The 18,372-nt window shown below is 52.0% G+C and carries 23 protein-coding genes, 1 other RNA gene and 1 pseudogene; 10 read left to right on the forward strand and 15 right to left on the reverse strand.

Going from position 1 to position 18,372, the window contains the following annotated elements; genetic code table 11:
* Nucleotides 1-6 precede the first annotated feature (6 nt).
* Nucleotides 7-585 (reverse strand): RNA polymerase sigma factor RpoE, encoded by a 579-nt coding sequence (gene rpoE / locus HP564_RS08130; protein ID WP_010617748.1) that lies wholly within the window; start codon nt 583-585, stop codon nt 7-9.
* Nucleotides 586-682: 97 nt separating this feature from the next.
* Here rpoE and HP564_RS08135 point away from each other — a divergent pair, with 97 nt between their 5' ends.
* Nucleotides 683-862 (forward strand): hypothetical protein, encoded by a 180-nt coding sequence (locus HP564_RS08135; protein WP_371241874.1) that lies wholly within the window; start codon nt 683-685, stop codon nt 860-862.
* Between the two features lie 156 nt (nt 863-1,018).
* A complete protein-coding gene (gene nadB / locus HP564_RS08140) occupies nt 1,019-2,632 on the forward strand; it encodes an L-aspartate oxidase (protein WP_371241875.1) in 1,614 nt (537 codons plus the stop codon).
* Here the strand turns inward: nadB and HP564_RS08145 are convergent.
* Nucleotides 2,625-3,374, reverse strand: coding sequence for a tRNA1(Val) (adenine(37)-N6)-methyltransferase (locus tag HP564_RS08145; protein ID WP_371241877.1), 750 nt, complete (start codon nt 3,372-3,374; stop codon nt 2,625-2,627). The genes nadB and HP564_RS08145 overlap by 8 nt on opposite strands.
* Before the next feature lie 154 nt (nt 3,375-3,528).
* On the opposite strand from HP564_RS08145, the gene srmB reads away from it, so the two are divergent.
* The gene (srmB, locus tag HP564_RS08150) at nt 3,529-4,857 is read left to right on the forward strand and encodes an ATP-dependent RNA helicase SrmB (protein ID WP_371241879.1); all 1,329 of its coding nucleotides are present in this window, start codon (nt 3,529-3,531) and stop codon (nt 4,855-4,857) included.
* A 216-nt stretch (nt 4,858-5,073) separates the two neighbouring features.
* Here srmB and grcA read toward each other — a convergent pair whose 3' ends face one another.
* Complete coding sequence (gene grcA / locus HP564_RS08155) at nt 5,074-5,457, reverse strand: autonomous glycyl radical cofactor GrcA (RefSeq protein WP_371241881.1); 384 nt, start codon at nt 5,455-5,457, stop codon at nt 5,074-5,076.
* A 257-nt stretch (nt 5,458-5,714) separates the two neighbouring features.
* Here grcA and ung point away from each other — a divergent pair, with 257 nt between their 5' ends.
* The gene (gene ung / locus HP564_RS08160) at nt 5,715-6,398 is read left to right on the forward strand and encodes a uracil-DNA glycosylase (protein ID WP_371241883.1); all 684 of its coding nucleotides are present in this window, start codon (nt 5,715-5,717) and stop codon (nt 6,396-6,398) included.
* Between the two features lie 61 nt (nt 6,399-6,459).
* Here ung and grpE read toward each other — a convergent pair whose 3' ends face one another.
* A complete protein-coding gene (grpE, locus tag HP564_RS08165; RefSeq protein ID WP_371241885.1) occupies nt 6,460-7,041 on the reverse strand; it encodes a nucleotide exchange factor GrpE in 582 nt (193 codons plus the stop codon).
* 123 nt (nt 7,042-7,164) lie between these two features.
* Here grpE and nadK point away from each other — a divergent pair, with 123 nt between their 5' ends.
* The 3 genes from nadK to bamE all read left to right on the forward strand — a co-directional run bounded on the left by nadK (nt 7,165) and on the right by bamE (nt 10,331).
* A complete protein-coding gene (gene nadK, locus HP564_RS08170) occupies nt 7,165-8,043 on the forward strand; it encodes an NAD(+) kinase (protein ID WP_371241887.1) in 879 nt (292 codons plus the stop codon).
* 83 nt (nt 8,044-8,126) lie between these two features.
* Nucleotides 8,127-9,788: a DNA repair protein RecN gene (gene recN, locus HP564_RS08175; RefSeq protein WP_371241889.1), complete on the forward strand. Its 1,662-nt coding sequence runs from the start codon at nt 8,127-8,129 to the stop codon at nt 9,786-9,788.
* Between the two features lie 195 nt (nt 9,789-9,983).
* Nucleotides 9,984-10,331: an outer membrane protein assembly factor BamE gene (bamE, locus tag HP564_RS08180; RefSeq protein WP_371241891.1), complete on the forward strand. Its 348-nt coding sequence runs from the start codon at nt 9,984-9,986 to the stop codon at nt 10,329-10,331.
* Nucleotides 10,332-10,385: 54 nt separating this feature from the next.
* On the opposite strand, the gene HP564_RS08185 is transcribed toward bamE, so the two are convergent.
* Nucleotides 10,386-10,679, reverse strand: coding sequence for an RnfH family protein (locus tag HP564_RS08185; RefSeq protein WP_371241892.1), 294 nt, complete (start codon nt 10,677-10,679; stop codon nt 10,386-10,388).
* Nucleotides 10,672-11,106: a type II toxin-antitoxin system RatA family toxin gene (locus HP564_RS08190; RefSeq protein WP_371241894.1), complete on the reverse strand. Its 435-nt coding sequence runs from the start codon at nt 11,104-11,106 to the stop codon at nt 10,672-10,674. Before HP564_RS08190 ends, HP564_RS08185 begins: the two co-directional genes overlap by 8 nt.
* A gap of 159 nt (nt 11,107-11,265) precedes the next feature.
* Here HP564_RS08190 and smpB point away from each other — a divergent pair, with 159 nt between their 5' ends.
* The 3 genes from smpB (at nt 11,266) to HP564_RS08205 (ending at nt 12,819) form a co-directional block, all read left to right on the forward strand.
* Nucleotides 11,266-11,748 carry an SsrA-binding protein SmpB gene (gene smpB, locus HP564_RS08195; RefSeq protein ID WP_033754058.1) on the forward strand — a complete coding sequence of 161 codons (483 nt, stop codon included), beginning with the start codon at nt 11,266-11,268 and terminating at the stop codon, nt 11,746-11,748.
* A gap of 44 nt (nt 11,749-11,792) precedes the next feature.
* Nucleotides 11,793-12,156: a transfer-messenger RNA gene (ssrA, locus tag HP564_RS08200) on the forward strand.
* 336 nt (nt 12,157-12,492) lie between these two features.
* Complete coding sequence (locus tag HP564_RS08205) at nt 12,493-12,819, forward strand: four-helix bundle copper-binding protein (RefSeq protein ID WP_371241896.1); 327 nt, start codon at nt 12,493-12,495, stop codon at nt 12,817-12,819.
* A gap of 91 nt (nt 12,820-12,910) precedes the next feature.
* On the opposite strand, the gene HP564_RS08210 is transcribed toward HP564_RS08205, so the two are convergent.
* The 9 genes and pseudogenes from HP564_RS08210 to HP564_RS08250 all read right to left on the reverse strand — a co-directional run bounded on the left by HP564_RS08210 (nt 12,911) and on the right by HP564_RS08250 (nt 18,356).
* A complete protein-coding gene (locus tag HP564_RS08210) occupies nt 12,911-13,102 on the reverse strand; it encodes a hypothetical protein (protein ID WP_371241898.1) in 192 nt (63 codons plus the stop codon).
* Nucleotides 13,103-13,388: 286 nt separating this feature from the next.
* On the reverse strand, nt 13,389-14,012 hold the full coding sequence (locus HP564_RS08215; RefSeq protein WP_371241900.1) for a hypothetical protein: 624 nt from the start codon (nt 14,010-14,012) through the stop codon (nt 13,389-13,391).
* Entirely contained in the window at nt 14,002-15,471 is a 1,470-nt protein-coding gene (locus tag HP564_RS08220; RefSeq protein ID WP_371241902.1) for a VENN motif pre-toxin domain-containing protein, read from the reverse strand. The genes HP564_RS08215 and HP564_RS08220 overlap by 11 nt, the downstream gene beginning before the upstream one ends.
* 293 nt (nt 15,472-15,764) lie before the next feature.
* Nucleotides 15,765-16,304, reverse strand: a complete 540-nt coding sequence (locus HP564_RS08225; protein ID WP_371241904.1) for a hypothetical protein — start codon at nt 16,302-16,304, stop codon at nt 15,765-15,767.
* 2 nt (nt 16,305-16,306) lie between these two features.
* Nucleotides 16,307-16,919, reverse strand: a pseudogene (locus HP564_RS08230) (pretoxin); the annotation flags it as partial.
* Between the two features lie 77 nt (nt 16,920-16,996).
* Entirely contained in the window at nt 16,997-17,293 is a 297-nt protein-coding gene (locus HP564_RS08235) for a contact-dependent growth inhibition system immunity protein (protein ID WP_371241906.1), read from the reverse strand.
* Nucleotides 17,290-17,502 carry an RNase A-like domain-containing protein gene (locus HP564_RS08240; protein ID WP_371242026.1) on the reverse strand — a complete coding sequence of 71 codons (213 nt, stop codon included), beginning with the start codon at nt 17,500-17,502 and terminating at the stop codon, nt 17,290-17,292. Before HP564_RS08240 ends, HP564_RS08235 begins: the two co-directional genes overlap by 4 nt.
* A gap of 8 nt (nt 17,503-17,510) precedes the next feature.
* Entirely contained in the window at nt 17,511-17,822 is a 312-nt protein-coding gene (locus tag HP564_RS08245; protein ID WP_371241908.1) for a hypothetical protein, read from the reverse strand.
* Nucleotides 17,823-17,972: 150 nt separating this feature from the next.
* Complete coding sequence (locus HP564_RS08250; protein ID WP_371241910.1) at nt 17,973-18,356, reverse strand: VENN motif pre-toxin domain-containing protein; 384 nt, start codon at nt 18,354-18,356, stop codon at nt 17,973-17,975.
* Between the last annotated feature and the right edge of the window lie 16 nt (nt 18,357-18,372).

The raw sequence follows: 18,372 nt of genomic DNA on the forward strand, positions 1-18,372 counted from the left end.
CCGTTATCACTGACGTTGGATAAGCGGTTGAACTTTGTTATCAATGGCCTCTCGCGCGCGGAAAATACGTGAACGAACCGTACCAACCGGGCAATCCATAATGGCAGCAATCTCTTCGTAGCTTAGTCCGTCGAGTTCCCTGAGGGTAATTGCCATACGCAAATCTTCAGGAAGCGCTTCAATGGTGCGAAAGACAATTTGTTTCAGTTCATCTGACAACATTAAGTTCTCAGGGTTCGAAATTTCTTTTAATGCGCCCGCACTTTCGAAATTTTCCGCATCGATCGCATCCACATCGCTGGATGGCGGTCGACGCCCCTGAGCAACCAGGTAATTTTTGGCGGTATTGACCGCGATTCGGTACAGCCAGGTATAAAATGCGCTATCGCCGCGAAAAGATTCCAGTGCGCGATAGGCTTTGATAAAGGACTCCTGAACAACATCAGGAACGTCTCCCGACGGAACATAGCGGGAAACCAGGCTCGCCACTTTATGCTGGTAACGAATAACCAGTAAATTGAATGACTTCTGATCTCCCTTCTGCACCCGCTCTACGAGTACCTGATCCGTTAACTGCTCGCTCATCCGAGGTAATGTCTCCCCAAATTTTTTAAAATGCGTAAAGGAACTGCCAGCACATCTTCTTCATGGTTCTGAGCAAGCATGCGCTTGGAGTTGCGGTGTGGCAAAAAGTTCCTTTGACGCGCTGATGGTGACTCTTCCAGATGCGCTGTCGTTTGTTTTTCATTCTCAAGACAGTGTAATCCAGACTGCGGCTATCAACGCAGAATCGCAGGCAGAGTACCCTATGATGGCACCTTTTTCATCTTTAAATCCTTTACCGGCCCTGCGTTTTGTATAACAAACTCACCCTCGATCCTCAGGTTTGCAACGCCTTGATTTTACTTTAGCTGACGCGATAAACAGGCAGGGTTTGACCAGGTTTTGTTTAAAATCCTTCACAAGCCTGCGCTAAACGCTTATTCTCGGTCCACCCCTGTTTAGTAAATTAAACATTATGACGCAGCTAACTTCTCCGGATTATCAGTGTGACGTCTTGATTATTGGCAGTGGTGCGGCGGGTCTCTCACTGGCGCTACGACTGGCGGCCCACTATGACGTACTGGTCTTGAGTAAGGCGCAGGTGAGCGAAGGCTCAACGCTTTATGCTCAAGGCGGCATCGCCGCAGTGTTTGACAGAGATGACAGTATTGAATCACACGTCGAGGATACGCTGATTGCTGGCGCAGGCTTATGCGATCCGCAGGCCGTCTCGTTTGTTGCCAGCAACGCGCGGCACTGCGTGCAGTGGTTAATTGATCATGGCGTTGATTTCGACCGGAATGCAGAGGCAACGGGGGATCAGCCCTACCATCTCACGCGCGAAGGTGGCCACAGCCACCGACGCATTCTGCACAGTGCCGACGCTACCGGACGAGCCGTAGAGACAACGCTGGTCAGCCAGGCGCTAAGCCATCCCCGCATCCGTATTCTTGAGCGCGCTAACGCAGTCGATCTGATTTTATCAGACCGGGTCGGGCTTTCAGGGCCACGCCGTGCCACAGGGGCCTGGATATGGAATCGCAACCGGGAAAGGGTTGAAACCTGTAGCGCGCGGGCGGTGGTGCTGGCGACCGGCGGGGCCGCCAGAGTCTATCAGTACTCGACAAATCCCGACGTCGCTTCGGGCGATGGTATTGCAATGGCGTGGCGAGCCGGTTGCCGCGTGGCGAACCTGGAGTTTAACCAGTTCCATCCCACCTCGCTGTTTCACCCGGATGCACGCAGCTTTTTACTGAGCGAGGCGCTGCGCGGCGAAGGTGCCTGGCTGCTGCGGCCTGACGGTACCCGGTTTATGCCTGCGTTCGACGAGCGCGCCGAGCTTGCGCCACGCGATATTGTGGCCCGCGCCATTGACCATGAGATGAAGCGGCTCGGCGTCGACTGCCTTTATCTGGATATCAGCCATCAGCCGCCAGAATTCGTTCGTGCACACTTCCCGGGCATTTATGAAAAGCTGATGACCTTTGGCCTTGATCTGACCCGCGATCGCATCCCGGTTGTGCCTGCGGCGCACTATACCTGTGGCGGGGTAATGGTGGATGCACAGGGACGCACGGATATCGACGGGCTCTATGCAATTGGTGAAGTGAGCTATACCGGCCTGCACGGAGCGAACCGCATGGCCTCAAACTCTCTGCTGGAGTGTCTGGTATATGGCTGGTCAGCCGCAGAAGATTTACTGCGGGTGTTGCCACAGACCGTCGCCGTTGATCGGTTGCCCGCCTGGGATGAAAGCCGCGTTGACGATGCTGACGAGCGCGTGGTGATCCAGCATAACTGGCACGAGCTGCGGCTATTTATGTGGGATTATGTCGGCATCGTGCGGACCACACGCAGGCTGGAGCGGGCGCTACGCCGCATCACGCTGTTACAGCAGGAGATCAATGAGTACTACGCCAGTTTTCGCCTCTCCAGCGATCTGCTGGAACTGCGCAATCTTACCCAGGTTGCAGAACTGATGGTGCGTTGTGCGCTGATGCGCAAAGAGAGCCGCGGGTTGCACTTCACCCGCGACTATCCGGAGACGTTGCCCGAAGCCGCGCCGTCGATCTTAAAACCTGTTACATAAAGAGGTAGAAGTCGCGGGTCAGGCTGCACCAGGCTTCAGAGTAGTGAGTGTCCTGATTGCGTATCGCCATGCGCTCGATCAGAGTTTCGCCCGCGCTGGGCGAAAAACCGAGCAGCACACGATGTGGCGGTCGATGGGCATATTCCGCGACATCAATGCGAAAGCGCAGATGCCAGCCCTCTTTCTGCGCCAGCTCAACCATGTTCTGCCCTACCGCTTCCGGCAGCACCACACAAAAAAAGCCCTCTTCCTCCACCAGCTGTGCGGCACAGCGCAGCAGAGTGAGATGATCCAGCGTTGAGGTGGAACGGGCGCTATCGCGCTCTGGCGTACGGCAGGCAACACCCGGCGGAAAGTAAGGCGGGTTGCTGACAATCAGCGAATAGCGCTGGTCGCACGCGCTGGTAAAGACCGTGATATCCTGTGCATGCACCGCAATACGCGTTGGCCAGGGCGACTGTGCGACATTCTCCTGCGCCTGCCCGGCTGCCGCACCGTCCAGCTCTACCGCGTCAATATGCACCGCATGGGGCGTGCGCTGGGCCAGCATCAGGGCAATCAGCGCGCTGCCGCTGCCAATGTCGAGTATGCGACGCGCATTTGCGACCGGTGCCCAGGCACCCAGCAAAATTCCGTCGGTGCCGACCTTCATTGCGCAGCGATCGTGCGCAACAAAAAATTGTTTAAAGGTAAAACCGTTTCTTTTTAATACTGGCCGTACGTGCGGCTTTTCCTGCGTCATACTCTGCAACCGTTACTTTTTTCCTGCCGTGCGGCAGCGCATCAGTGTACCGTGACGGCGTAAGGAATACACGCAATGGGCGGAACGACACGGATAAACAGATGAAGATTACGTTTGATCTGTCTATAATCAGCGCCCCAAACTGAGGTAGACCATGACCGTAACCACATTTTCCGAACTCGAACTCGACGAAAGCCTGCTGGAAGCCCTGCAGGATAAAGGCTTCACACGCCCTACCGCCATTCAGGCTGAGGCGATTCCGCCTGCGCTGGAGGGCCGCGACGTTCTGGGTTCGGCTCCTACCGGAACAGGGAAAACCGCGGCGTATCTGCTGCCGGTACTGCAACATCTGCTCGATTTTCCGCGTAAAAAATCGGGCCCCCCGCGAATTCTGATCCTGACGCCCACGCGCGAGCTGGCGATGCAGGTCGCCGACCAGGCGCGCGAGCTGGCAAAACATACGCATCTGGATATCGCCACCATCACCGGCGGCGTGGCTTATATGAACCACGCAGAAGTGTTTAGTGAAAACCAGGATGTGGTGGTCGCGACCACGGGTCGTCTGCTTCAGTATATTAAAGAAGAGAATTTCGATTGCCGCGCCGTAGAAACGCTGATCCTCGATGAAGCGGACCGCATGCTGGATCTGGGCTTTGCGCAGGATATCGAAACCATCGCAGGCGAAACGCGCTGGCGTAAGCAAACCATGCTCTTCTCCGCCACGCTGGAAGGCGATGCGATCAAAGACTTTGCCGAGCGCCTGCTGAACGATCCGGTCGAAGTGGAAGCCGATCCAAGCCGCCGCGAGCGCAAGAAGATCCAGCAGTGGTACTACCGCGCCGACGATCTGCAGCATAAAACCAAACTGCTGATCCACCTGCTGAAGCAGCCGGACGTGACGCGCTCTATCGTGTTTGTGCGCAAGCGCGAGCGTTTGCACGAGCTGGTACAGTGGCTACATGAAGCGGGGATCCGCTGCTGCTATCTCGAAGGCGAGATGGTACAGGCCAAGCGTACTGAGGCGATCAAACGTATTACCGATGGCCGCGTTAATGTGCTGGTAGCGACCGATGTGGCGGCACGCGGTATTGATATCGAAGATGTCAGCCACGTCTTTAACTACGATATGCCGCGCACCGCTGATACCTATCTGCACCGTATTGGGCGTACGGCACGCGCCGGACGTAAGGGAACGGCGCTGTCGCTGGTAGAGGCCCACGATCATCTGCTGCTGGGCAAAATCAGTCGCTACCTCAATGAACCGCTAAAACCGCGTACCATTGATGAGCTGCGCCCCGTGACGCGTGCCCCCAGTGCTAAAACCACCGGTAAACCATCGAAAAAGGTGCTGGCGAAGCGTAAAGAGCAGAAAAAGAGCGAAGCGGAAAAGCCACGCGTTAAAAAGCGTCATCGCGATACCAAAAATATTGGTAAGCGCCGCAAGCCAGGCGCGACCGCTTCCTCCAGCAACGATGCGGAATAATTCAGCACCGTGATAAAAAAATCGCCTCCAGTGAGGCGATTTTTTTTATTTAACACAACAAAACAGCGTTTACAGCCGTGTAAAAGGTGCGACCCGCAGGAAAAAGCAATGCAGGTTCTTTCCCTCTGACACGATGTCAAAAAATCAGAAAAATATCAGCAACATAAAATTATAAGCCAGCTGGATGCTTTTTCTGCATGCCTGCAAACAAAGCCATTACAGGCTTTCAGTAAAGGTGCGGGTAATCACATCGCGCTGTTGCTCTGGGGTCAGTGCATTAAAACGCACGGCGTACCCTGAAACGCGGATGGTCAGCTGCGGGTATTTTTCCGGATGCTTTACCGCATCCTCAAGCGTTTCACGGCGCAGCACGTTAACATTCAGATGCTGTCCTCCCTCTACGCGCACCTGGGGCTTCATCTCCATGGGGATTTCACGAAAGGCAAATTCACCCAGTTCGCTCACGGCTACCACCTGATCTTCTTCGTATCCAGCTTTCGCACACAGGCAGCGCGCTTCCGCTTTTTCGTCATCCACCAGCCAGAATGAGTTCAGCAGGTCAGGATTATTGGTTTGAGTAATTTGAATGCCAGTGATCATAATCAGTTCTCCAGAACAGAGCGCTAACTGCGTTAGCGCGGGTTAAATCAATTTAATGCCCTGATATAGCACCCGTCTTTGGCAGGAGTTTTGACCTTAATCAATTTATATCGCCCGGTTATCTGCTGCTGACGTCAATTAATTGATTCAGATAAATTTTCTTATAAATTTATTTTGTATTTTTTCAACTATTTTTTACCTTCAACCTGACGCGGTGAACCGTTAAGCTAGCCGTACCGATCTCAAGGGAGCAAACCATGACGGATAAACTAACCTGGCACGATGTGCTGGCTGAAGAGAAAGAGAAGCCCTATTTCACTGAAACGCTTAAGCTGGTCGCGAATGAACGTGCGGCTGGCGTGACGGTTTATCCACCGCAGAAGGATGTTTTTAATGCGTTTCGCCTGACGGAGCTGGGCGACGTAAAAGTGGTTATTCTTGGTCAGGATCCCTATCACGGTCCAAACCAGGCGCACGGTCTGGCCTTCTCCGTGCTCCCCGGCGTGCCGGTTCCGCCCTCTTTGCAGAATATGTATAAAGAGCTGGAGCAAGAATATCCCGACTTTAAACGTCCGCAACACGGCTTCCTGGAAAGCTGGGCACGACAGGGCGTCATGCTGCTGAATACGGTGCTGACCGTCGAGGCGGGTAAGGCGCACTCTCATGCGCGATTTGGCTGGGAGACCTTTACCGATAACGTCATTGCCGCTATCAACCAGCACCGTGAAGGTGTGGTGTTTTTACTCTGGGGATCGCATGCGCAGAAAAAAGGCAGCATCATCGATCGTCAGCGCCATCATGTGTTACAGGCCCCGCATCCGTCGCCGCTCTCTGCGCACCGGGGATTCTTTGGCTGCGGGCATTTTGCACAGGCCAATGCGTTACTGACGCAGGCCGGCGATACGCCCATCGACTGGATGCCGCAGCTCCCGGCGAGCTGAGGCAGCCATAAAAAAACGGCCGCGTCACTGCGCGGCCGTCTGATTTTCAGCAATAGATGGCTTAGCCTTTGGCTTTTGCCACGGCCACCATCGCCGGGCGCAGCAGACGACCATTCAGGGTGTAGCCCCGCTGCATCACCATCATCACATGGTTTGGCGCAACCTCATCAGACTCCATCATTGACATCGCCTGATGGATTTCAGGGTTAAACGGCACGTTGGTATCGCCCACGACTTCAACGCCAAACTTACGCACGGCACCCAGCAGGGATTTCAGCGTCAGCTCAATGCCTTCGATCATTGAGGCCAGCTCTGGATTTTCTTTGTCCGCGACTTCCAGCGCACGCTCCAGACTGTCGATTACCGGCAGCAGCTCATTGGCAAATTTTTCCAGCGCAAACTTGTGCGCCTTCTCAACGTCGATCTCAGTACGGCGACGGATGTTCTCAATCTCCGCCTGCGCACGTAGCTGGGCGTCACGCACGCCCGTCTGAGACTGCGCCAGTTCAGCTTCCAGCTGGGCAATACGCTCATCACGCGGATCCACCTCTACTGCCGTCTCCGCTTCCTGAGGTTGCTGCTGATCCTGTTGAATTTCGTCTGAGACTTGCTCGTTCGGGGTGTTCTGTTCTTTACTACTCATGAATTTCTCCGCGTTGTGCACATTCATCTCGCCAGTCCGCTTATTATGGGGATCGGTTTGACGGTTTCAAGGGAACCCATCACATTGCCTTGCCGTTTTGGCTTATGAGGAAAGACCCACCAAATGAACAAACACTTTAACTGCATTGGTATTGTAGGCCATCCGCGTCACCCTACTGCGCTCACCACGCATGAGATGCTGTGGCGCTGGCTGACGGCCAAAGGTTATCAAGTGATTATTGAGAAGCAAATTGCCCAGGAGCTGAACCTGCATGATGTGCAGACCGGCACGCTGGCGGAGATTGGACAGCAGGCAGACCTTGCCGTAGTGGTTGGCGGCGACGGCAATATGCTTGGCGCGGCTCGCGTGCTGGCGCGCTATGACATCAAGGTGATCGGCATTAACCGCGGCAACCTGGGCTTTCTTACCGATCTTGACCCGGACAATGCGCAGCAGCAGCTGGATGAGGTTTTACAGGGGAGCTATTTCGTTGAGAGCCGCTTTCTGCTGGAAGCGCGCGTCTGTAAAGATGAGTGCTCACCGCGCCTGGGCCTGGCGATTAATGAGGTGGTGCTGCACCCGGGCAAAGTCGCGCATATGATCGAGTTCGAAGTCTATATTGACGAGGTCTTCGCCTTCTCACATCGCTCCGACGGGCTGATCATTGCCACGCCAACAGGCTCAACCGCCTACTCGCTGTCAGCCGGTGGCCCCATCCTGACGCCGTCACTGGATGCGATTGCGCTGGTGCCCATGTTTCCGCATACGCTGTCGGCACGCCCGCTGGTGATCAACAGCAGCAGTACTATCCGTCTGCGTTTTCCTGCGCGCCGCAGTGATTTAGAGATCAGCTGTGACAGCCAGATCGCGCTGCCTATTCAGGAAGGCGAAGATGTGTTAATTCGCCGCAGCGAGAACCATCTCAACCTGATTCATCCTAAAAACTACAGCTATTTCAATACGCTGAGTTCCAAACTGGGGTGGTCAAAAAAATTGTTTTAAATTCAACGCCCCCTCTTTACTGGATAAAAAACCAGTTTATACTGTATGAAAAACCATATCTGTTTTTCCATACAGGTGATTCTATGCTGGCACAGCTGACCATCAGTAACTTCGCTATCGTTCGTGAGCTCGACATTGATTTCCAACGCGGTATGACGGCGATTACCGGTGAAACCGGCGCGGGTAAGTCTATTGCTATTGACGCGCTGGGTCTGTGCCTCGGCGGTCGTGCTGAAGCAGATATGGTGCGTCAGGGTGCGGCTCGCGCCGATCTCTGCGCCCGTTTCAACCTCAAATCCTCGCCTTCTGCTCAGCGCTGGCTGGAAGAGAATCAGCTTGATGACGGCAACGAGTGTTTGCTGCGCCGGGTTATCAGTGCCGATGGCCGCTCGCGTGGCTTTATCAACGGGACTGCCGTCCCGCTCTCCCAGTTACGCGATCTGGGCCAGCTGCTGATTCAAATTCACGGCCAGCATGCTCATCAGTTGCTGCTCAAAGCGGACCATCAGAAACACCTGCTGGATGCCTATGCGGGCCATGACGATTTGCTACAGCAGATGCGTCGCGATTATCACGCCTGGCATCAGAGCTGTCGTAATCTGGCGCAGCATCAGCAACTGTCTCAGGAGCGCGAAGCGCGCCGCGAACTGTTGCAGTATCAGCTGAAAGAGCTGAACGATTTCGCTCCGCAGGCCAATGAATATGAGCAGATCGACGAAGAGTACAAGCGCCTCGCTAACAGTGGACAGCTGCTCTCTACCAGCCAGCAGGCGCTACAGCTGCTCGCCGATGGCGACGACAGCAATCTCAACAGCCTGCTCTACACTGCGCGACAGATGGTGACCGAGGTGGTGACGCTCGACGACAAGCTGAGCGGCGTGTTGAATATGCTGGAAGAGGCTGCCATTCAGCTGAGCGAAGCCAGCGACGAGCTGCGTCACTATGTAGACCGACTCGATCTTGACCCTAATCGTCTTTATGAGCTTGAGCAGCGTATTTCGCGCTACATTACGCTGGCGCGTAAGCACCATGTGACCCCTGAAGGGCTTGCGGAGCTGCATCAGCAGCTGCTGGCCGAGGCAGAGCAACTGTCTCAGCAGGAGAGCGATCAGGAGAGCCTGCAGGCGCTGGTGACAGAACACTACCAGGCCGCACTACACAGCGCTGAGCGTTTGCATCAGCAGCGCCAGCAGTATGGCGCCGAGCTTGAGCACCTGATTACCCAGAGCATGCATCAGCTTTCCATGCCGCACGGCCGCTTCACTATTGCGCTGGCGTTCAATGCCGATCAGCTGACCGCTGACGGGGCCAGCCGTATTGATTTCCAGGTTACCACTAACCCTGGCCAGCCTTTGCAGCCGCTGGGTAAAGTCGCCTCGGGTGGTGAACTGTCACGTATTGCGCTGGCTATCCAGGTCATTACCGCGAAGAAGATGGAAACGCCAGCCATGATTTTCGACGAAGTAGATGTGGGGATCAGCGGACCAACCGCTGCGGTGGTTGGTCGTCTGCTGCGCCAGCTGGGAGAATCGACGCAGGTGATGTGCGTTACGCACCTGCCTCAGGTCGCGGGCTGTGGCCATCAGCACTTCTTCGTCAGCAAAGAGACCGACGGTGCAATGACGGAAACGCATATGCAGGCGCTGGACAAACGTGCCCGCCTGCAGGAACTGGCGCGACTGCTTGGCGGCAGCGAAGTCACGCGCAACACCCTTGCTAACGCAAAAGAACTTTTAGCGGCCTGACAGCCGCACTTTCTTCCCGCTGCGTGGTCATATGCTTGCTCTGTCGATGTAGAGGTTTCCAATAGCGAAAAGGTCTATTATCATCGGCAACTTATGTCGCCTGAATAATAAAGCCTGCCGCAGGCAGAGTTCAGAATTTGATGGCAAAAAAACAGCCTGAGAAAAGGCGTTTGGCCCCAGAAAAGGAATGTAGAGATGCGCTGTAAAACGCTGACTGCCGCGGCAGTGGTAATGTTGATGATGACCGCCGGATGCTCCACTCTTGAGCGCGTGGTATACCGCCCAGATATCAACCAGGGCAACTATCTGGTTGCCAACGATGTGGCAAAAATCCACACCGGCATGACGCAGCAGCAGGTCGCCTACACGCTCGGTACGCCGATGATGCGCGACCCGTTTGGCAGCAACGTCTGGTATTACGTCTTCCGTCAGGAGCCAGGCCATGAGAGCGTGAAGCAGCAGACGCTGACGCTGACCTTCGACAGCAATGGCATCCTGACCAACATCGACAACAAGCCAAATCTGACCACATCGAAAGAGTGATTGAACGGCAACAAAAAAGGCACCCTGGGTGCCTTTTGCGTTTCTGTTGGGTAATTACTTTTTACCGCTGGCCGAACGTTCGGCACGCTGACGCCGCAACTCTTTGGGATCGGCAATCAGTGGACGATAAATTTCGACCCGATCGCCTTCCTGAAGCGTATCGCTCAGTTTTACTGTGCGACTGAATACGCCCACTTTGTTGCTGTTGAGATCGATATCACGACGCAGCTCAAGCAGCCCCGATGCCACAATAGCCTGCTCGACGGTGCTCCCCTCTTCCAGGGTGACTACGCGCTGGTATTGCTTCTCCGGCAGCGCATAAACCACCTCAACTGAAATCTCAGGCACTGTAGACCTCTTTGGCACGCTGGGTAAACGCCTGCACCATGCTGTTCGCCAGCTCTTTAAAGATGCGGCCAAACGCCATTTCGACCAGCATATTGGTGAATTCAAAATCGAGGCTCAGCTCAACTTTGCAGGCATCATCGCCCAGCGAGATAAACTGCCATCCGCCGGTCAGCTTACGAAACGGACCATCGACCAGCTGCATATGGATGCGCTGATTGTCGGTAAGGGTGTTACGCGTTGTAAAGGTCTTGCTGATGCCCGCTTTTGAGACGTCTACCGAGGCGGTCATCTCATTTTCAGACGATTCCAGCACGCGACTGCCGGTACAGCCCGGTAAAAACTGTGGATAGGCATCCACATCGTTAACCAGTTGGTACATTTGCTCAGCGCTGAAGGGCACCAGCGCTGAACGACTAATCTGAGCCATAATGGTTCCTGTTCATCACAAAACCGCTGAATTGTAGCATTTCCAGCGATCAAACAAAAATTCCCCGCATTGAGAGGTGTGCTAGAATATCCCGTTTCCCGGTGCCCCGCTGGACAAGGGGTGCGATGGCCGCCTAAGTGATGTAAAATACGCCGCACTATGACAAAGAAAAAAGTACATAAACCCGGTTCTGCCACTATTGCCCTTAACAAACGCGCCCGTCATGAATACTTCATTGAAGAGGAGTTCGAAGCGGGATTGTCGCTACAAGGATGGGAAGTGAAATCACTCCGTGCGGGTAAAGCCAACATCAGCGACAGTTATATTCTGCTGCGCGATGGTGAAGCTTACCTGTTCGGCTCTACCTTTCAGCCGCTGGCTGTGGCTTCGACGCACGTCGTCTGCGATCCAACGCGCAACCGCAAGCTACTACTTAATCAGCGTGAACTTGACTCACTCTATGGCCGCGTTAACCGCGAAGGCTATACCGTTGTTGCGCTGTCGCTTTACTGGAAGAACGCCTGGTGCAAGCTGAAGATTGGCGTTGCGCGCGGTAAGAAAGAGCATGACAAGCGCGACGATATCAAAGAGCGTGAGTGGAAGCTCGATAAAGCGCGCATCATGAAAAATCGCAACCGCTAATCACTGGATAGTTTTAAAGATTTTTGCTAGAGTAGTTGGCTCCTGGGGCTGATTCTGGATTCGACGGGATTTGCGAAACCCAAGGTGCATGCCGAGGTGCGGTAGGCCTCGCTAAAAAACCGCAAAAAAATAGTCGCAAACGACGAAAACTACGCACTAGCAGCTTAATAACCTGCTTAGAGCCCTCTCTCCCTAGCCTCCGCTCTTAGGACGGGGATCAAGAGAGGTCAAACCCAAAAGAGATCGCGTGGATGCCTTGCCTGGGGTTGAAGCGTTAAATCTAATCAGGATAGTCTGTCAGTGGCGTGTCTGTCCGCAGCTGCCAGGCGAATGTAAAGACTGACTAAGCATGTAGTACTGAGGATGTAGGAATTTCGGACGCGGGTTCAACTCCCGCCAGCTCCACCAAAATTCTCCATCGGTGATTACCAGAGTCATCCGATGAAGTCCTAAGAGCCCGCACGGCGCAAGCCCTGCGGGCTTTTTTGTGTCTGTCGCCTTACCAGCTGTCATTATAATTCTGAATGATGCTATAAGGGCATGTCAGCCTTTACAGGCTCATTCACTACATAGGCATACCACTTCGCCTTGTTGCATCAGCGTTTTTCCACGCTACCAGTAAGCGCGAGACACAGAACTGTCCCAGTAAAAGTAGTGCTGAAAAACTTATTAACTCTTTCGATATTTGCATAATCGACAATTTTTTCCAGGCTTAAGAAAATTAACTCAAGCCCAGGAGGAACCATGTTGGATCAGTATCAAAAATGCATCGAAGCCTGCTACCTGTGCGCCGCCGCATGTGATAACTGCGCAGCATCATGCCTTGAAGAAGAAAATCTGGAAATGATGCGTGAGTGCGTCAGGCTGGATATGCAATGTGCCAATATCTGCCGTCTTGCTGCTCAGTTTATGGCTCTGGAAAGCGAATCAGCTAAACAACTTTGTCAGCTGTGTGCTGAGATATGCCAGAAATGCGGTGACGAATGCGGTAAACACAAGCATGACCATTGCCAGCACTGTTCAAAAGCTTGCCATCACTGTGCTGAACAGTGCCGAAAAATGGCGGCCTAAAACATCACTCAATATCACAAGTCAGTCAGAAGAGACTGAGGGCGCGGCGTAGCTTACTGGCCTGATGGTAATGTATTGTTCCAGTCATCGTTCAGCGTTTTATTCTTGGCGGCAACTTACTCGCCTGCGTCACTGCTCCGTCTCTGGCAATGCCGCCCGCCAGCGCGCCGTTGCCCGCCGCGTAAGCTGTCACCGCGCCCACCATCGCATGCGCCATCAGATGGTAAAGGGTGCTGGGATACAGGCTTCGTAATCGTCCATACGCCAGACGGTACCCATTCATATTGCTTCGATACATGATTTAATATTTTACCCACAGTAACTTCGATAACATTACCAACCTCATATCCGGCCGATGCACCTGCTTTGCTTAGTTCAGCCGGAATGTCTCGCTATTTTCTTTATAAGCAGAGGAACTGGAAGGACATACCGCTATCATTTCCTGCTGTTGCTTATGCATTGCATGGGGTAATGATTCTTCTCGTAGTTGTCTCATCATTACTAAATTTTTTCTGGCGACTATAGGCTCATAAATTCAGGTTAAATTAGCTGTGTGACGTCACAGTATTCTAATCAGCAATGAGATTACGAACTTCTTTCTTATTACCCATTGCCACAATTTCACAAGATGGTTCGTCAAAAAATCCTAATGCAAAAAAAACAACCCCCCCTTCTTTCCAGGTTTCATTCATCCAGTGAGACCGTCCCTTTCCATAATCTATTTCTTTAAATTTATATCGGCTTATAGAAAAATAAACGCTAATTTCAGTATTTATCAGGCTACCAATCACCCCATTCTGAGACAAATCAATTATTCCAGTTCCTGAAACCCTCAACCCATCATTTTGTTTTTGCAGAAAACTGATTTTATCGGACACTTTGTCAACATTAATACCTCGATCTTGAAGCAGCCCCCATAATTTTTTATGGTTAACTATAGCGCTATCAGGCTGCACAGCCGAAAGTTCAACTACAACCCTCATTTCCGCCCCCTCCAGATCATTAACTGATAATAATTTTTTTATCATCATCTTTAATAACTCTTCGCTACCGTCTCTTCTTGTCTGTTTAGTAAACTCCCAACTAACCGCAGAAATATTTATACCTTCTATAGAATAACGGCTATAAAAATCAGCTATATCATTAGCTGTTGATACATCCTCTGCATACCTCAAAAAGACATTAGTAATCATAATGATTTCCTTTAGGATCGTTAAAATGTGGCCCTCGGTTCTGAGGATTTTCCTCACCAAAGAAATGCCCGCCGGCGTCATCCCTAATATATATTTTTTCTGTACCACCACCTGATTTTGGTACATCAAATTCATATATATATCCGGGTTGTGGATTACCGCGTTTATCTACGTTTGGATGAACTTTGCTCGGGCTTTGGCTGACTGGGATACCTGATTGACGTTTAGCCTCATTAAACGCTCCTGCTCTTGCGCTTCCTTCAGGAGATAAACTTGCAGGTTTGTCACCTTCAGCCAAATAGATATAATCATTTATATCTTGTCCAAAGGCCGGCGTTACCGTGGTATTACCGCCCGTGTCTGGCGCACCCTCAGTATTTCCTGTATGGCTTACTCCCTGTCCCGGCGACCGATCCGGCGTAACCAGCGACGTCCCTTTAGTTTCATCCGCAGCCGGATTCACCAGCTTTCCTCCGGTCAAATCATCATTAACCGGCACGGTTTCAGTTTTGCTGCCTGCTCCATTCGTATGCTGCTGGCTCTGCGCCGATACTATTGCCATCAATACGCAGCCGGGATTTGCCAGGCATGCCGCATCCAGCCCTTCTTTTACCTTTTTGGTCAGCGCCAGCGCCGCCTGCTCGTTTGCACCGCCTTTACCCGCTTCGGCCATTGCCGCCGAGTTCAGCGTTTCCTGTGCCAGCATCTGCTGCAACATGCCCGCGCTGAACATATTGTTACTGATTTCATTCTGGCCAGCCTGTGCGCCTGTGACCGCGTCAGCTGCTGAGTTACCGGTAAGGCCGCCAGCCAGCCCTGCCGCAACCGTGCCCAGTGCGACCAGCGTCTGCTTCTGCTCCTCGCTCAGCTGGCTGACCGGCACGTTGCCATACAGCGCATTCTTGATGGCTTCACCCATTGCCGCCGTGGTCGCTGCGCCAGCCGCGCCGGACAGCGCTGAATTGCCCTGTGCTGCAGCTATCACTCCGGCTACGGCCGCATGAGCCATTATACGGCTGGCTTCATCCGGCGCGGTCTGTTTGATGACCTCCGCCAGGTAAGGCGCCGCCGCTCCGCTGGCCGCCTGCGCCAGGCTGCCGCCCGCCAGCCCCTGCACCGCCGCCGTCGCCGCCTGAATGCCCTGCTGGATGGCGCTGCCCGTTCCCCACTGCTGCTGCGCCGCCTTATAGCTGTCCGTCGCCGTCAGCTTCGCGTTATAGCTTGCCCACTCGTCCTGCGACGCGCCTTCGCCCGGCTCTGTTATGCCGTTCTTCGCCAGCTCCGCCTTACCGGCATTGGTGGCCCGTATCTGCCCCTCCGTCCGGGCGATATCCGCCGCCTGGTTGCCAATCTCCCCAATCAGCTGCGCCTCCTGCAGCCGGTTCTGCTCTTTTTCCTTGTCGAATATCGGCGACAGCGTCTGGTTAGCGTGCGCCACGTCCCGGCTCAGCCCACTCACGTCCTGCGTCTGCTTCTCCCTGTCGCGGATAACTATCGCGCCCTGCTTACCGCCCCGTTCAGCTGCTGTGCATCTTGCCGCGCGAGGCGTTGACGTTTGTAGAGCAGGTCATCAAGCTGGTTGAGATGCGCCGTGTAATCCCAGCAATACTCCTAAAAGAAACTGCTGGCAAAAGGGAGTTTGTGACAAATATGCCTGCGACTGACGCTATCGAGCACAGGCAAAAGGTGATACGGTTAGCGGCTGAAAGTAAACTATAAGCAAAGCTTGCTCAGTAAAGGCCACGACTGTTACTAATTTACAGCTTTAAAAAATCCATCAATTTCACTTTTTGTTAGTTTCCTTAGATATAAGTTAACAATATTATTTTCATCATCTATCCCCAGGTAAAAATTATCATCACATTTTATCCAACTAGTTACTTGTGTATTTTCATCAATCTCCAGCAACATAGAATTTAATGTTATTTTCACTTTAATATTCACACTTAAATTATCGATAAATCGCTGACTGAAATCATTGCCATTTGATTCATTCCATAGCCCTTTATTAAAAACTGGAACCCCCTCCACACTTTCTGACAAATTAACTGACAGGCAGTCAACCTTATGGATCGAGCCAGGCTCTATCATTACTAATGTTATAGCTGATAAAAACCCGCTTTCTGGTAATACAGCAAACTCCAGGAGACTTGCATTACCGTTTCCTGTTCGCCAATACAAGGGCGATGACTTTAGAACATCAAGTATTTTTATATCAAGCGGAACGTAACCATCAATAGTAATGATTACATTTCTGGTCTCATCAATCACGTTATCAGTACTTATTTTCATTATTAATACAACGCATGTTTCAATACTGGGTAAGGGTCTGCAGGCCGCTGGCTAAATACCAGTATCTAGCGCCCTACCGGCATTTCTCGTTAAATTTAAAGCCCTGCGAAGAAGCATTCTCAAAAGTCCCCTTAATGCTGGTCAACATAGACTGACTTCTATCAGTTGTACTGTGAGATAAGCCATTTCTTGTTAAATACTCACCCATATTTTTAGTTGCATTTGGATTTACCCAAATGATTTATCCATTAACATTTAACTAAAAAGATTATGGAATAGACATCCCCGGTATCGCAGACTGAGTCGCTTTAATTGAATCAAAAACAGTTCCTGTTTTAACTACACCAGGACCAACTTTAGCCACTGCTGATTCAACCTTACCTGCAACCTTATCAACTACTTTCTCCGTCAGTAACGCGCCACCTTTCACCACTCCGGCACCGCCAGCCAGCAAGCCTGCTATATCCGTAATCAGCTTGCCGCCTTCAACGCCCGCATTAAACGAGCCTCTGGCCCGGCTTCCTGGTACTCGACTTCCATCCGGTTAATATAAGGCTGCTTCACCACTTCCGGAACGTTACCCAACACATCGCCACTTTTACACAGCATCTTCAGTACAAGCTGATCACCCGGCTGATAGTTAATGAATAACTGAATAATAAGGAAAGCCCCGGCTCTAAAGCCGGGTTTGTTTAACTCGTTTTCTTAACTATATGTTTCAACCATTCTTCTGATGAGGACCACTCATTAGGGTAATAATAGTCGCAATCAATTTTGTTCAGCAATATGTCTTGTAATTCATCATCCGATAAAGAAAGAGCTATTAGCTCATCTATTTCAACTTTCAACTGCAACCGTTCCCCCACCGTTTCAGTAGCTCTATAAGCGGCTAAGATTTCATCTGCATTACCAAATAGCACCTCAAAATCTTGGTTGAAATAGCACCTTAATAAATATGACAGCGAAGGTAACTTCTCATTAATGTTCATGGCGTTGGGTATCCAGTAATGATTTTGTATCCGTCGGGCATTGAAGGATCTCGACCAATAATTATCCTTGCATTAGTAGCAGATACAGCGCTTGTCGAGCCGCGAGTAACACTGATACCAATAGCTGCAGAAGATTGATAATCAAGCTCTAAGTAGCCCTTTTGGCTGCCAGATAAATATTTCTGGATTTTCGCTTGATTATTATCAATAGCTTTACTTACAACAGATTCTGCCGTAGCTCTATCAGTAAATGTCGATGCTGTTTTGTATTACCTGTAGACACTCTATCAAATAGCTCCGCTTCAGTTTTTCCTACATGACGCTCAATTAAATGGCCGCCTGCTTTTTCATGGGCAGCCAATCCGCCCCCGGAAACAATCGTACTATGTTGTCCGGCTGCCAGTACTTTATTAGACCCTGCATTACTGCCTTTGCCAATACCCACCGCTATTCCCGCTGCACTTGTTCCAACTGCCTGTGCCAGCGAGTTTATCGCAAGCTGCTTCGCTTCAGGTGAATCATCGGACATCAACGCGTTATGAATTGCCGCATTTCTGTCTGCTTCAAGCTGGATAGTTGTCACCTGAAGGATTGAAAGCTCGTTCTGATCTGCCTCGCTTAGCCCTCCATTAACCCGCGCTTTTTCCAGTAGCTCACTTGTGCGGTTAGCGTATTCGGTCTATAGTCTACTGACTTCGTTTGCCTTATCAACACAGTCCTTAGCTCCTCTACACTCCACAACTCGCTTCTGTTGTGCGGCAGAAATCTGCTTGTATTTTTCAGTGACGGATCCCTCACAAGCCTTATCGTCCCGACACTGTGTCATTTCCTGAACACGGGACTGATTCTGCTTAACGTTTAATGCATTATTCTCAACCGCATTCCTTCCCGCCTGCGCACCCGCCTGCGCACCCGCCACCGCATCCGCCGTGCCGTCTCCGGCCACGCCGCCCGCCAGCCCCGCTGCTAATGTCCCCAGCGCACTTATCATCTGCTTCTCGGTTTCCGTCAGGTCACCAACAGCTTTCCCCGGATAGAGTTGCTTCATCACCAGCTGCGCCATCAGTTCGCCGCTGACT

The organism is Pantoea sp. KPR_PJ, from assembly GCF_041386365.1.
Classification (GTDB): domain Bacteria; phylum Pseudomonadota; class Gammaproteobacteria; order Enterobacterales; family Enterobacteriaceae; genus Pantoea.

Excerpts from the sequence above, each read along its gene's own strand:
- HP564_RS08205 (WP_371241896.1), top strand. The coding sequence starts at position 12,493 with ATGTTGGATCAGTATCAAAAATGCATCGAAGCCTGCTACCTGTGCGCC.
- HP564_RS08235 (WP_371241906.1), bottom strand. The coding sequence starts at position 17,293 with ATGAACATTAATGAGAAGTTACCTTCGCTGTCATATTTATTAAGGTGC.
- bamE (WP_371241891.1), top strand. The coding sequence starts at position 9,984 with ATGCGCTGTAAAACGCTGACTGCCGCGGCAGTGGTAATGTTGATGATG.
- recN (WP_371241889.1), top strand. The coding sequence starts at position 8,127 with ATGCTGGCACAGCTGACCATCAGTAACTTCGCTATCGTTCGTGAGCTC.
- grpE (WP_371241885.1), bottom strand. The coding sequence starts at position 7,041 with ATGAGTAGTAAAGAACAGAACACCCCGAACGAGCAAGTCTCAGACGAA.
- HP564_RS08250 (WP_371241910.1), bottom strand. The coding sequence starts at position 18,356 with ATGGCGCAGCTGGTGATGAAGCAACTCTATCCGGGGAAAGCTGTTGGT.
- ung (WP_371241883.1), top strand. The coding sequence starts at position 5,715 with ATGACGGATAAACTAACCTGGCACGATGTGCTGGCTGAAGAGAAAGAG.
- HP564_RS08225 (WP_371241904.1), bottom strand. The coding sequence starts at position 16,304 with ATGAAAATAAGTACTGATAACGTGATTGATGAGACCAGAAATGTAATC.
- HP564_RS08215 (WP_371241900.1), bottom strand. The coding sequence starts at position 14,012 with ATGATTACTAATGTCTTTTTGAGGTATGCAGAGGATGTATCAACAGCT.
- nadK (WP_371241887.1), top strand. The coding sequence starts at position 7,165 with ATGAACAAACACTTTAACTGCATTGGTATTGTAGGCCATCCGCGTCAC.
- HP564_RS08145 (WP_371241877.1), bottom strand. The coding sequence starts at position 3,374 with ATGACGCAGGAAAAGCCGCACGTACGGCCAGTATTAAAAAGAAACGGT.
- smpB (WP_033754058.1), top strand. The coding sequence starts at position 11,266 with ATGACAAAGAAAAAAGTACATAAACCCGGTTCTGCCACTATTGCCCTT.
- grcA (WP_371241881.1), bottom strand. The coding sequence starts at position 5,457 with ATGATCACTGGCATTCAAATTACTCAAACCAATAATCCTGACCTGCTG.
- nadB (WP_371241875.1), top strand. The coding sequence starts at position 1,019 with ATGACGCAGCTAACTTCTCCGGATTATCAGTGTGACGTCTTGATTATT.
- rpoE (WP_010617748.1), bottom strand. The coding sequence starts at position 585 with ATGAGCGAGCAGTTAACGGATCAGGTACTCGTAGAGCGGGTGCAGAAG.
- srmB (WP_371241879.1), top strand. The coding sequence starts at position 3,529 with ATGACCGTAACCACATTTTCCGAACTCGAACTCGACGAAAGCCTGCTG.
- HP564_RS08190 (WP_371241894.1), bottom strand. The coding sequence starts at position 11,106 with ATGGCTCAGATTAGTCGTTCAGCGCTGGTGCCCTTCAGCGCTGAGCAA.
- HP564_RS08245 (WP_371241908.1), bottom strand. The coding sequence starts at position 17,822 with ATGTCCGATGATTCACCTGAAGCGAAGCAGCTTGCGATAAACTCGCTG.
- HP564_RS08210 (WP_371241898.1), bottom strand. The coding sequence starts at position 13,102 with ATGAATGGGTACCGTCTGGCGTATGGACGATTACGAAGCCTGTATCCC.